This window comes from Novosphingobium sp. ST904, assembly GCF_001298105.1.
GTDB lineage: Bacteria > Pseudomonadota > Alphaproteobacteria > Sphingomonadales > Sphingomonadaceae > Novosphingobium.
In genome coordinates this window covers 29,472-42,153 of sequence record NZ_LGJH01000138.1, presented here as the reverse complement: position 1 = coordinate 42,153, position 12,682 = coordinate 29,472, and the positions used below count along the sequence as shown (strand labels likewise).

General features: G+C 66.0%; 10 protein-coding genes and 4 pseudogenes. 7 read left to right on the top strand and 7 right to left on the bottom strand.

The window, feature by feature from the left end; translation table 11 throughout:
• Window positions 1-60 precede the first annotated feature (60 nt).
• Window positions 61-498, top strand: a complete 438-nt coding sequence (locus ADT71_RS10775) for a MerC domain-containing protein (protein ID WP_082370285.1) — start codon at window positions 61-63, stop codon at window positions 496-498.
• Here ADT71_RS10775 and ADT71_RS30255 read toward each other — a convergent pair.
• The 7 genes from ADT71_RS30255 to ADT71_RS10745 all read right to left on the bottom strand — a co-directional run bounded on the left by ADT71_RS30255 (window position 495) and on the right by ADT71_RS10745 (window position 6,349).
• On the bottom strand, window positions 495-656 hold the full coding sequence (locus ADT71_RS30255; RefSeq protein ID WP_082370284.1) for a YezD family protein: 162 nt from the start codon (window positions 654-656) through the stop codon (window positions 495-497). The two genes, ADT71_RS10775 and ADT71_RS30255, sit on opposite strands and share 4 nt — an antisense overlap.
• The gene (locus ADT71_RS10770; protein WP_054436723.1) at window positions 653-1,621 is read right to left on the bottom strand and encodes a sulfate/molybdate ABC transporter ATP-binding protein; all 969 of its coding nucleotides are present in this window, start codon (window positions 1,619-1,621) and stop codon (window positions 653-655) included. Before ADT71_RS10770 ends, ADT71_RS30255 begins: the two co-directional genes overlap by 4 nt.
• Window positions 1,618-2,469 carry a sulfate ABC transporter permease subunit CysW gene (cysW, locus tag ADT71_RS10765; RefSeq protein WP_054436721.1) on the bottom strand — a complete coding sequence of 284 codons (852 nt, stop codon included), beginning with the start codon at window positions 2,467-2,469 and terminating at the stop codon, window positions 1,618-1,620. The genes ADT71_RS10770 and cysW overlap by 4 nt, the downstream gene beginning before the upstream one ends.
• The gene (cysT, locus tag ADT71_RS10760) at window positions 2,466-3,308 is read right to left on the bottom strand and encodes a sulfate ABC transporter permease subunit CysT (protein ID WP_054436719.1); all 843 of its coding nucleotides are present in this window, start codon (window positions 3,306-3,308) and stop codon (window positions 2,466-2,468) included. Before cysT ends, cysW begins: the two co-directional genes overlap by 4 nt.
• 49 nt (window positions 3,309-3,357) lie before the next feature.
• Complete coding sequence (locus ADT71_RS10755; protein ID WP_082370282.1) at window positions 3,358-4,392, bottom strand: sulfate ABC transporter substrate-binding protein; 1,035 nt, start codon at window positions 4,390-4,392, stop codon at window positions 3,358-3,360.
• A 354-nt stretch (window positions 4,393-4,746) separates the two neighbouring features.
• Window positions 4,747-5,406, bottom strand: coding sequence for a peroxiredoxin-like family protein (locus ADT71_RS10750; RefSeq protein WP_054436718.1), 660 nt, complete (start codon window positions 5,404-5,406; stop codon window positions 4,747-4,749).
• A 109-nt stretch (window positions 5,407-5,515) separates the two neighbouring features.
• Entirely contained in the window at window positions 5,516-6,349 is an 834-nt protein-coding gene (locus ADT71_RS10745) for a LysR substrate-binding domain-containing protein (protein WP_054436770.1), read from the bottom strand.
• Between the two features lie 279 nt (window positions 6,350-6,628).
• Here ADT71_RS10745 and ADT71_RS10740 point away from each other — a divergent pair, with 279 nt between their 5' ends.
• The 6 genes and pseudogenes from ADT71_RS10740 (at window position 6,629) to ADT71_RS10715 (ending at window position 12,681) form a co-directional block, all read left to right on the top strand.
• Window positions 6,629-7,423 carry an ABC transporter permease gene (locus ADT71_RS10740; RefSeq protein WP_054436716.1) on the top strand — a complete coding sequence of 265 codons (795 nt, stop codon included), beginning with the start codon at window positions 6,629-6,631 and terminating at the stop codon, window positions 7,421-7,423.
• Between the two features lie 47 nt (window positions 7,424-7,470).
• Window positions 7,471-8,279: pseudogene (locus ADT71_RS10735) on the top strand (ABC transporter ATP-binding protein).
• A pseudogene (locus ADT71_RS10730) lies at window positions 8,276-8,895 on the top strand (cysteine dioxygenase). Before ADT71_RS10735 ends, ADT71_RS10730 begins: the two co-directional pseudogenes overlap by 4 nt.
• Window positions 8,892-10,124 (top strand): rhodanese-like domain-containing protein, encoded by a 1,233-nt coding sequence (locus tag ADT71_RS10725; RefSeq protein WP_054436714.1) that lies wholly within the window; start codon window positions 8,892-8,894, stop codon window positions 10,122-10,124. Before ADT71_RS10730 ends, ADT71_RS10725 begins: the two are co-directional and overlap by 4 nt.
• 28 nt (window positions 10,125-10,152) lie before the next feature.
• Window positions 10,153-11,242 (top strand): annotated as a pseudogene (locus ADT71_RS10720) (LLM class flavin-dependent oxidoreductase).
• Between the two features lie 105 nt (window positions 11,243-11,347).
• Window positions 11,348-12,681 (top strand): annotated as a pseudogene (locus ADT71_RS10715) (LLM class flavin-dependent oxidoreductase).
• The last annotated feature ends 1 nt before the right edge of the window (window position 12,682 follow it).

The window sequence follows — 12,682 nt, the reverse complement described above, 5'->3', positions numbered from 1 at the left end:
CCCATCTAGCACAAGCAATGTGATGTTGTAACATACCTTAATTGAGCAGGAGCCGGGTTGATGAGCGAGCAGTGTGGAGTCCGGCAGGTCCGGAGACAGAGGCTGCTTGCCGATTTCGTGGAATCCACCGCGATCTCGGCCTCGGCGCTCTGCATGGTCCACTGCCTTGCGCTGCCGCTGCTGCTCTTCCTCCTGCCCGGCCTGCTTGGCTCATTCTTCCAGTCGGAGGCGTTTCATGTGGCCGTGCTCGGCCTGGTCGCACCTGCGGCGCTGGCGGCGTTCCTGATGGGCTATCGGCGGCACGGCGCGATCGGGCCGGGCATTGTCGGCGGGGCTGGCATCGTCTGCCTCGTTCTTGCGGTATGGCCCGCCGGCCTGCCGCTGGGCGAGACGGGCCTGACCGTGGCCGGCAGCGCGATGCTGGTGCTCGGCCACGGCTGGAACTGGCAGAAGCGGCTGCCTTGCAACGAGTGCGAGTCAGCCGGCCCGTCGCGCTAGAAGCGCTTCTTCTCCGTGACGTCGATCTGGACGACGCGGCCGTCATGGATGGTCAGCGAGACATTGCCGTAGCGCAGGTTCTTCAGGGCATCGCGCACGCTGGCGATGCTCTCTTCAAGCTGCTTGTCCGAGGGGGAGCCGGGTGCGGGGCTGGTCATGCGAGGTTTCCTTCAGCCGAATAGGTTCGCGAACGGCGCGCCTCGATCAGGACGGTGCTCCCGATTTCCGGCGGAGTGGTGTTCGCCGCGACATCGATTTCGATCATGGTGTCGCCGCCGCCGAGGCGGCCTTCCACGCGCCATGCACTGCCCTTGCGGAAGACGTTGTCGACATGAACCGCCTCGCCGCCGGTGGGCACGATCGCGAGGTCGTGCGGGCGGACATGCCGGCCGTCCGGGAAACGGTTGGTCTCGCCCACGAAGTGCGAGACGAAGGCGGTCGCGGGCTCCATGTAGACTTGTTCGGGCGTGCCGATCTGGTCGATCCGGCCATGGTCCATCACCACCACGCGATCGGCAAGTTCGAGCGCTTCTTCCTGGTCGTGCGTCACGAAGATCGAGGTCAGGCCCATCTGCTTGTGCAGGTCGCGCAGCCAGCGGCGCAGGTCCTTGCGGACCTTGGCGTCGAGCGCGCCGAACGGCTCGTCGAGCAGCAGCAGGCTGGGTTCGATGGCCAGTGCGCGGGCGAGCGCCACGCGCTGGCGCTGTCCGCCCGAAAGCTGGCCGGGATAGCGCCCGCCGAGGTCTTCGAGCTGGACCACGCGCAGCAGTTCCTGCGCCCGTGCCTTGATCTCGGCCTTGGATGGGCGCCGCTTGGCCTTGCGCACGCTGAGGCCGAAAGCGATGTTGTCGGCCACGGTCATGTGGCGGAACAGGGCGTATTGCTGGAAGACGAAGCCGACGTTGCGCTTGCCCACCGGGATTTCGGACACGTCCTCACCGTTGAAGTAGACGTGGCCCTCGTCCTGGAATTCGAGGCCGGCGATGATGCGCAGCAGCGTCGTCTTGCCCGAGCCGGAGGGGCCGAGCAGGGCGATGAATTCGCCGGGCTGGATTTCGAGGTCGATGCCGTGGAGTGCGGGATAATTGCCGAAGCGCTTGGTGATGTTCTGGACGCGGATCAATGCCTTGCTCCCGAGTGAAGGTCGAAGCGCCATTCGAGCACGGTCTTGAGGACCAGCGTGACGAGCGCGAGCGCAGCCAGCAGCGAGGCCACGGCGAAGGCTCCGACGAAGTCGTATTCGTTGTAGAGTATCTCGACATGCAGCGGCATGGTGTTGGTCTCGCCCCGGATGTGCCCCGAGACGACCGAGACGGCGCCGAATTCGCCCATGGCGCGCGCGTTGCACAGCAGTACGCCGTAGAGCAGGCCCCAGCGGATGTTCGGCAGGGTGACGTGCCAGAAGGTCTGCCAGCCATTGGCGTCCAGCGAAAGCGCGGCTTCCTCGTCATCCTTGCCCTGCTCCATCATCAGCGGGATCAGTTCGCGGGCGACGAAGGGGAAAGTGATGAAGACGGTGGCCAGGATGATGCCGGGCACCGCGAAGATGATCTTCAGGCCGTGGGCGGAAAGCCATGGTCCCAGCAGGCCCTGCGCTCCGAACAAAAGCACGAAGATCAGGCCAGAAACCACCGGGGAGACCGAAAACGGCAGGTCGATCAGGGTGAGCAGCAGGTTCTTGCCGGGGAAGCTGAACTTGGTGATGGCCCAGCTTGCGGCGAGGCCGAAGACCATGTTGAGCGGCACGCTGATCGCGGCGATGATCAGCGTGAGCTTGATCGCGGACAGCGCGTCGGGGTTGGACACGGCGTCCAGGAAGGGAGCGATCCCCTGCTTCAGGGCTTCGCTGAAAACCGCGACCAGCGGCAGCATCAGGAAGAACGCCAGAAAGGCGAGCGCGATGAGGATCAGCAGTACCTGCGCGGTCCTGCTTTCGGTTCCGGGGGTGATCCGGCGCGTTTTCCGGGTCATGCGCCAAGCCTCCTGCGGCGGATGGACTGGAGGGCGTTGAGCGTGAAGAGCACCGCGAAGGACACCAGCATCATGACCATCGCGATGGCGGTGGCGCCGTCGTAATTGTATTGTTCGAGCTGGGTGACGATTAGCAGCGGCGCGATCTCCGTGCGGCCGGGCATGTTGCCCGAGATGAAGATCACCGAGCCGTATTCGCCCACCCCGCGTGCGAAGGACAGCGCGAAGCCGGTGAACAGCGCGGGCAGGATCGCCGGGAAGATGACCCGTGCGAACGTCTGCGCACGGTTGGCGCCCAGCGTTGCGGCGGCTTCCTCCACGTCCTTGCCGAGATCGGCAAGGACCGGTTCGACCGAGCGCACCACGAAGGGCAGGCCGATGAAGACCAGCGCCACGGTGATGCCGATCGGCGTGAAGGCAACCTTGATTCCCAGCGGATCGAGATATTGCCCGACCCAGCCGCTCGGCGCGTAAAGCGCGGTGAGGGCGATGCCGGCAACGGCGGTGGGAAGCGCGAAGGGCAGGTCAACCAGCGCGGAAATCACGCGCTTTCCGGGAAATTCGTAGCGCACGAGAACCCAGGCGACGAGCAGGCCGAACACCGCGTTGACCAGCGCGGCGGCGATGGCGGTGCCGAAGCTCAGGCGATAGGCGGTGAGGGCGCGTTCGGAAAAGCCCACGTCCACGAAAGCCTGCCAGCCCATGCCGGCAGACTTGAGGAACAGGGTGGACAGCGGGATCAGCACGATCAGGGACAGCCAGGCCAGGCTGAACCCGAAGGTCAGCCCGAAGCCCGGCAGAACGGAGGGCGCACGCCATCGGGGCTTGCGCGTCGTCATGGATGGCATCTGCAGTGGCCTGCTCGATTCTGGCGCCGGAAAGCGCGGTTTACTTCTTGGAGTAGATGCGGTCGAACACGCCGCCGTCAGCGAAGAAGGTCTTCTGCGCCTTGCCCCAGCCGCCGAAATCCTCGTCGATGGTGGTGAGGTTCAGCTTGGGGAACTGGTTGGCGAACTGTTCGGCGATCTTGGGATCGCTGGGCCGGTAGAAATTGCGCGCGATCGCGACTTGCGCCTCCGGTGTGTAGAGATATTCGAGGTAGGCCTTGGAAACTTCCTCGGTGCCATGCTTCTTCGCGTTCGCCGCGATCACGGCGACCGGCGGTTCCGCGAGGATCGAGATGGAAGGCACCACGATCTCGAACTTTCCGGCGCCCAGCTTCTTCTCGGCCAGCAGGGCTTCGTTCTCCCAGGCGAGCAGCACGTCGCCGATGCCGCGTTCGACGAAAGTGGTCGTCGCGCCGCGCGCGCCGCTGTCGAGCACGGGAACCTGCGAGAAGAGGCGCTTCACGTAAGTTTCGGCGGCAGCGTCCGATCCGCCGGCCTTGCGGCCATAGGCCCAGGCAGCGAGGAAGTTCCAGCGGGCGCCGCCGCTGGTCTTCGGGTTGGGGGTGATGACCTGCACGCCGGGCTTCACCAGGTCGTTCCAGTCATGAATGCCCTTGGGATTGCCCTTGCGCACGAGGAAGACGATGGTCGAGGTGTAAGGCGAACTGTTGTCCGGGAGGGCCTTTTGCCAGTCGGCCGGGAGCAGCTTGGCCTTCTCGGCGATCACGTCGATATCGTAGGCCAGCGCCAGCGTGGCGACATCGGCTTCGAGGCCGTCGATGATCGCGCGGCTCTGCTTGCCCGATCCGCCATGGCTCATGCGGAAGGTCACGTCCTGTCCGGTCTTCTTCTTCCAGTAAGCCGCGAAGGCCGGGTTCACGGCCTGGTAGAGTTCGCGGGTCGGATCGTAGGAGACATTGGTGATCTCGACCGAATTGCCCGATTTCCCGCCCGAGCAGCCGGCAAGGGAGGCGGCCAGCACCGTCACCGCGGCGACGGTAACAAACAGGCGGCGATTGAGGGTTCCGGCATTCATCTATGGTGTCTCCCGTCAGGTGGCCTACGCCTAAACTCAATCGAATTGGTTGACATTAAATATGTAGTTGCAGGGTGGCAAGCATACCTTTTGGCCAAGCCTGCCTGCTCCACCGGACATACCGGCCAAGCGGCCCATTCGCGCCGGACCCCGCGCTTGATGCGGCGTGCCAGGAATTTCAATGACATATGATTCATCGCCGGCACAGGGTCCACTCCCTCAAAGGGAGCAGCAACCTATTGTCACGCAAACAGGCGGCCGACTCAAGCGGCTCTGCGATCCGGGGCACTGCGCCGGGCCGGCGGCGCACGGAACCGGACGGGAAACCGGTACCGTGCGCGCGTGAGGGGCAGCCTAGGCGGCTGTTACCGGCGCGTTGGAAAGGGCGGCAAGGATCGGGGCGCTGTCGGTACGGTCCAGCCAGTCGGGGCTGGCTTCGAAGAACAGGACTCTGGCGTCCTGTCCCAGGACCAGCACGGCGGGCTGGTCGATCTCGTAGCTCAGCGTTCCCAGAGTGGCGCCGATCCAGCTCTCGCCCGGGGCGACTTCGGGCTGCTCCTCGGGGAAGAAGGTCACGCCAAGCCTGCGGCCGAGTGCGTAGTCGGGGTCGCTGGCGACGGTGAAGCCCAGGCCGTGGCGTTCGATCACCGCCCGGTCCACGGGAATCTGGGCGCTGACCGCGACAAGCGGAATGCCCCGCGCGCGAAGTTCGGGCCAGAGCGTCTCGTTGTAATAGGGCAGGGCGATGTTGCAGGCCGGGCACCCGCCGAAGCGGAAGAACACCAGCACGGCGGGACCATTGGCCAGCAGCGAGTCGCGGGTCAGTTCGCGCCCGTCCTGATCTATCAGGGTGAAAGGCGTGATTTCGTCGCCCGTCCTGGGCAGTTTCGCGGGATCGTGGCGCTCCGAAAGCAGGCTGCGCTGCAAGGCGTTGCGGGCCAGTTGCTCGGCGCTCCACGTCCGGTCCCGTTCCGCCTGAAGCTCGGCGAATCGCTCCTTGAGGCTCTTGCTCATCCTGTTTCCTCCTGATGGGTGTCCATCGGGAAGCTAGGGGGCGAGGCGGGGCAGGAATAACGAGAAGCGCCCCGCCGTTATTGAAAGTTTCCAATAAGCGCCCGTGGCTTCAGAGTGCCGCCACGACCTCGCGCGCCAATTTGGCGAGCTGGCTGGTCGGCCCGTCAAGCCCGGGCGCGGTCTGGAGGATGCACGAGACGTTGGGCAGTTCGGGCAGGTCCGAATCCTCCAGCGGAGCCTCGCGCAGGAACAGGTGCGTTCGGCAGGTCACGCCCAGTCCGGCATCGACGGCAGCGCGCAGCGCGGTGAGATTGGGTGTCTCGACCGAGATCCGGTAAGGCCGCCCGGCATCTTCCAGCGCCCGGATCGCCGCTTCGCGAAAGCGGCACGGCGGTTCGAGCACGGCGAGCTGCACGGTTTCCTGCAACGCCAGTTCGGGCTTTCCGTACCAGGCCATCGGCGCGCTGGCGATCGCGCTGGGATCGTTGTTGGCCGCGAAGCCGAGCACGATGTCCAGTTGCCGGCGTTCGAGCTGGCCGAGCAGTTCGGCAGTGCCCGCGACGCGCGAATAAAGCTGTGCTTCGGGGTGAAGCTCCGCGAAACGGGCCAGCAGGCCGGACAGCAGCATCTCGGCGAAGTCCTGCACCATGCCGATGCGTGCCGGCCCGGTAAAGTGCCCGGCAGTGACGGCGGCTACGGCCTCGTCATGGAGATTGAGCACCTTGCGCGCGTAATCCAGCATCAGGTCGCCGGACTGGGTGAGCGTCAGCCTGCGGCCCTCGCGGTGAAACAGCGGCTGCTGGAGTAGTTCCTCCAGACGCTTGATCTGGAGGCTCAGGGCGGACTGGCTCACGAAGACCCGCTCGGAGGCATGAAGCATGGAGCCGGTATCAACGATCGCCACGAAACTGCGCAGGAGGTTGGTGGGAAGATTGACGGGCATGTTCGAATCACTCTCGAATGGGTGGGCTGCTGCGGCGGGGGTAACCTGCTTCATATTCTCAACCAAATTAGTAGAGTTTGTGAAGCTGATTGCAAACCTTGTCTGCTCCATCAGTGCGGCCAGCGGGGCGTTCGCCCCGAATCCGGCACGGCCCGGCGATGCAAACTCCAGCTTTTTCCGGCGTTATGAGCGGTGCTGATAGGCGGGCACACAAAACTCAATTGAATTGGTTGAGAATGCCGTGTCTCTTCCCGGCCTGCTCCATGGAAGAGAAAGACAATGGCCATTTCAGGCAGGATTCCATTTTCGCTGAAACGCTCGCTGTCAGGCGCGCGCTGGCTTTCGCCGGTGCTGTTCCTGCTGGCCTGGGAGGCGGGATCGCGTTCCGGCCTCATTCCCGAGCGCACGCTGGCGGCGCCCTCGAAAGTGCTCTCCACCTTGCTTGGCATGGCGGTTTCGGGTGAACTTGCGGCCAATCTCTGGGTCTCGTTCCTGCGCATCGCCATCGGCCTTGCCATCGGCGTGACCATCGGCGTGGTGCTGGCGCTGGTCGCCGGGCTTTCGCGGCAGGGCGAAGTGGCGGTCGATCCGCTCATGCAGATCAAGCGCACGATCCCGACGCTGGCGCTGACTCCGCTGTTCATCGTGTGGTTCGGCATCGGCGAAACGCCGAAGATCGCGCTGATCGCCTTCGCCTCGATCTTTCCCGTCTACCTCAACCTCTACAGCGGCATTCGCGGGGTAGACCTGCGCCTGCTGGAAGGCGCGCGCAGCTTCGGGCTCAGCCGCCCCGAACTGGTCTGGCATGTCATCCTGCCCGGAGCCTTGCCTTCCCTGCTGGTGGGGCTGCGCTATTCGCTGTCGGTCGCGATCCTCGTGCTGGTCGTGGCGGAGCAGATCAACGCCTCGGCCGGGCTCGGCTATCTCATCAACAATGCCCGCGACTTCATGAGGACCGACATCATCGTCGTGTGCCTGATGATCTATGCGGTGCTGGGCCTCGCCGCCGATGCGCTGGTGCGGGCGGTGGAGAGCCGGGCACTCGTCTGGCGCCCGAGCATCGTTTCGCAATGACCCCCGCCTACCGATCCCCCACGCAACTTGCACCGGAGAACCGTGCCATGGATGCCCGACCGAACGGCTATTCCCGCGTCGCGCCGCCGCAATTCCCCGCCCCGCCGGTTGGTCCTGCGCCGGTTGTCCGCCTGCGCGATTTCACGCGCCGCTTCGGCGACAACACGATCATCTCCGGCCTCGACCTCGACATCGCGCCGGGCGAGTTCGTCACGCTGCTGGGCCGGTCGGGTTCCGGAAAGACCACGCTGCTGCGCACGCTTGCCGGGCTCGACCCGACGCCGGGCCAGGACGTGATCGTCCCGGATTCCCGCGCCGTCGTGTTCCAGGATGCCCGTCTGCTGCCGTGGAAGAAGGTCTGGCGCAATGTCGCGCTGGGGCTTCGGCAGGGCGACGTGCGGCAGCAAGCAGAGGACGCGCTGCGCGAAGTCGGTCTCGGGCACCGGCTGGACGCATGGCCGCTGACGCTATCCGGCGGCGAGGCGCAGCGGGTGGCGCTGGCCCGCGCGCTGGTGCGCGAACCGAGCCTGCTGTTGCTGGACGAACCCTTCGCCGCGCTCGACGCCCTGACGCGCCTGCGGATGCACGAACTCGTGCTCTCGCTCTGGACCCGGCACCGGCCGGCGGTGATGATGGTCACCCATGACGTGGACGAGGCGATCGCGCTGGCCGATCGCATCGTCCTGCTGGATCGGGGGCGCATCGCCGCGCAGGAGCGCATCGAGGCGCACGCGGCGAACGCGGGCAGGTCGCGCGGGGGCTGCGCAGCCGCCTGCTGAGCGCGCTGGGCGGACAGGTATCGGAAGGTCCTGCACCCGCCGAAATCATCGCGCTCCACGCCGGAGGCCTCGCATGAACGCGCCGGTTTCCCTCGTCGTTCCGGGGCAGGATATCAGGCCGCTACGCCGTTTCGTGACCGGGCTTGCCGCGATCATCGACAGCGGGGCCGGGCAGGCGGCGATCCTGGAACATGGCGGCGCCCTGTTGGGCCGTCTCGTCTCGCAAGGCGGCTGGCTGCCCGAGGAATTCGCGCGGCCGCATCCCGAGCGTTACCAGCAATACCTGCTCCATTGCGACAGTGCGGAGCGCTTCAGCGTGGTCTCCTTCGTATGGGGGCCGGGACAGGCGACGCCGATCCACGACCACCGCGTCTGGGGGCTCGTGGGCGTGCTGCGCGGCGCGGAGAACATGCAGAACTTCCGCCGCCGGCCGACGGCTCGCTCGTCCAGAAGGGTGAGACCGGCCAGCTTCGCGAAGGCGAGGTGGAGGCGATCGATCCGCAGGTGGGCGATATCCACCGCGTCGCCAATGCCTTCGCGGACCGCATTTCGATCTCGATCCATGTTTACGGCGCCAATATCGGCGCAGTCGAACGCGCGACCTACCGCGACAGCGGCGAGGAGCGCCCCTTCATCTCGGGCTATGCGAACGAGGTCCTGCCCAACCTCTGGAATGGAGTGATCCGGGCATGAGCGTGTACCCCGCCGAAGTTCGAAGTGCCCTGCTGGCCCGCCGTGAAATCGCGCTGATAGACGTGCGGCAGGAAGCGCTTTTCGCGCTCGGCCATCCGCTGTTCGCGGCGCAGATCCCGCTTCAGCGCATCGCACTGGAAGCGCCCTGGCGCATCCCGCGCAAGGATACGCAGATCGTGGTCTACGATGACGGCGAGGGGCTGGCCGAACCGGCGCTGCACCAGTTCCGCGCGCTTGGCTATACGCATGTCGATGTGCTGGAAGGCGGCCTCGCGGGGTGGCGGGCTGCAGGGTACGAGCTGTTCGAGGACGTGAACAGCTACTCCAAGGCTTTCGGCGAACTGGTTGAGCATCGCCGCCACACCCCCTCGCTGCCGGCGCCCGACGTGCTGGCGCTGATCGAGGAAAAGGCGGATATCGCCATTCTCGACGCCCGCCGCTTCGACGAATATGCCACGATGAGCATCCCCGGAGGCCGTAGCGTTCCGGGGGCCGAGCTCGTGCTGCGCGCGCCCGTCGCCGCGCCCGATCCCGATACGACGATCATCGTCAACTGCGCCGGCCGCACCCGCAGCATCATCGGCACCCAGTCGCTCATCAACGCGGGGCTGCCGAACAGGATTTTCGCGCTGCGCAACGGCACGATCGGCTGGACGCTCGCCGGGCAGAAGCTGGAGACAGGGCGTCAGGAAAGCGTCGACAAGGGCGCCGACGGCGAAATCGACGTGGCCCGCGAGCGCGCCCGCGATGTCGCCTATCGCGCCGGAGTGCGCCGGATCGACAGCGCGGATCTCAGGGCCTTGCTCGCCGAGAACGACCGCACGCTCTACCGCTTCGACGTGCGTCAGCCCGCCGATTTCGCGGCCGGGCACCCTGCGGGCTTCCGCAATGCGCCCGGCGGCCAGCTCGTGCAGGAAACCGATCACTTCGCACCGGTGCGCGGTGCCCGCATCGTCTTGGCCGACGACCTTGGCTCCCGCGCGGACATGACCGCCTCCTGGCTCGCCCAGCTCGGGTGGGACGTGTCGGTTCTGGCGGATGCCTTCGACGGGCCGCTGGAGACGGGCGAGGACGGCGCTCCCGCGCCGCGCGGACCGCATGGCCGGTACAAGCGTCCTTACGAGGGCACCGACAATCGCGAGGCCGCCATGCAGGCCTACCTCGACTGGGAATATGGCCTCGTCGCCCAGTTGGAGCGCGACGGCACGCACGGCTTCTTCGTCATCTGATCCAGCGCCCTTCAGGGAGAATTGCATCATGACCGTAAAGTTCATCGGCTATATCGGCTTCAACGACACCTCCGAAATCCACGCCGGATCGCGTTCTCGCGTGCTTGACCGCGACTATGTGGATGCCGCTGCCCGCGCGCAGGAAGCGGGCGGGTTCGACCGGGTGCTGATCCCGTTCGGCTCCAGTTCGCCGGAAAGCCAGATCGTTGCCGCCCATGCCGCCGCGATCACCACGCGCCTCGGTTTCCTCGTCGCGCACCGCCCCGGTTTCACGCAGCCGACGCTGGCGGCGCGCCAGCTTGCGACGCTGGACCAGCTTTCGGGCGGCCGCGTCGCCGTGCACATCATCACCGGTGCGCCGATGACGAGATGGCGCGCGACGGTGACGTTCACACCCTCAAGGCCGAACGCTACTTGCGCAGCGACGAGTATCTCGGCGTGCTCAAGCTCGAATGGGCGGAAACCGCGCCCTTCGATCATTCCGGCCGTTTCTACGAAGTGCGCGGCGGCTTCAGCGCCGTGAAGCCGGACAACCTGCCGGTGTTCTTCGGCGGCTCCTCGCCCGAGGCGATCGAGGTGGCGGGCCGCCATGCCGATGTCTACGCGCTCTGGGGCGAGACGCTGGAGCAAGTGGGCGAGGCCGTTCGCACCGTGCGCCACGCGGCCGCCCGGCATGGCCGCAATCCCGGATTCTCGCTCTCGCTGCGGCCGGTAATTGCCGATACCGAGGAAGCGGCGTGGAAGAAGGCCGACGAGATCACCGAGAAGGTCCGCGCCAACCGCGAGGCGGCAGGTCTTCCCACCAGCGGCCATCGTCCGCCCAATGCCGGATCGCTGCGCCTGCTGGAAACCGCGCAGACCCAGCGCCGCGATACCCGCCTGTGGACGGGCGTGGCGCGCTTACCGGGGCAGCGGGCAACAGCACCGGTCTTGTCGGCACGCCCGAACAGGTCGCCGATGCGCTGCTCGAATATTACGACATCGGCATCGATCACTTCCTGATCCGGGGATTCGAACCGCTGGCCGACGCCATCGATTATGGCCGCGACCTGATCCCGCTGGTCCGCGCCAAAGTCGCCGCCCGCGAAGGCACGGACAAAGTGGCGCTGGCAAGCTGAAGCGGCGGCCCGCGCATTGGAAAAACTCACGTTCCTATCAGCCATCCGCGTTGGTTCACAGCCCCCGCACCCCATAGCCTGAACCCACGCAGAAGGAGGAATGACATGAGCAAACGCCAACTAAAACTCGGTTTCATCCTGCACGGCGTCGGCCCCGGCTGGGACGACTGGCGCCACCCGGACGCCCAGGTCGATGCCAGCACCAGCCTTTCGTTCTACACCCGGCAGGCGCAGGTCGCCGAGCGCGGCAAGTTCGATTACCTGTTCGTGGCCGACAGCGTTTCGATCAATGCGCGCTCATCGCCGCACTATCTCAACCGCTTCGAGCCGCTGACGATCCTCTCTGCCGTAGCCGCCGTGACCGAGCATATCGGCCTCGTCGGCACGGCGACGGTCAGCTATACCGAAGCCTACAACCTTGCCCGCCAGTTCGCCTCGCTCGATCACATCAGCGGCGGCCGGGCCGGGTGGAACGTCGTTACCTCGTGGCTGGAAGGCAGCGCGGCCAACTTCGGCCGGGACAAGCACCTCGACCATGACGTGCGCTACCGGCTGGCCGAGGAATACCTCGATGTCGTGAAGGGGCTCTGGGATAGCTGGGAGGACGGCGCCCTTGTCCGCGACAAGGCCAGCGGGCAGTTCCTCGATCCCGGCAAGCTGCATGAACTGGGCCACAAGGGTGAATTCCTGTCGGTAAAGGGCCCGCTCAACATCTCGCGCTCGCCGCAGGGGCAGCCGGTGATCTTCCAGGCGGGGTCCTCTGAAGACGGCCGCAACTTCGCCGCGCGCCATGCCGAGGCAATCTTCACCCATCAGGAAGACCTTGCCGAGGGCAGGCCTTCTATGCCGACGTCAAGGCGCGTGCGCGCGGTTTCGGGCGCGATCCCGACCAGCTTCTGGTGCTTCCCGGCGGGCGCCCGATCGTGGGTTCGACCGAGGAGGAAGCCGAGCGTCTTCACCGCGAACTGGCCGGTCTCGTCAGTCTGGAGAACGCATTGCGGGCGCTTGGCCGTTCGTTCAACGATCACAATTTCAGCCTCTACGATCCCGATGGCCCGTTCCCGCAGCACGTCGCCGAAGAGGGGCGCCGCAGCAACCAGAGCGCGTCCGAGAAGGTACTGAAAGAGGCAGAGCGCGGGTTGACCCTTGGCGAGATCGCCCTGCGCGTGGCCACGCCGCGCAGCCACTTCACCGGTACGCCCGAACAGGTCGCCGACCGCTTCCAGCTCTGGCTCGAGCAGCGCGGATCGGATGGTTTCAACCTGTTCGAATCCCTGCCCGGGCAGCTTGAGGTCTTTGTCGACCATGTCGTGCCGATCCTTCAGGCGCGCGGGATCTACAAGCAGGACTACCCCGGCAACACCCTTCGCGAAACGCTGGGGCTGGACGTTCCCGTCAATCGCAACACCACCGCGCGGCTGCGCCGTACGGCGGCCTGAC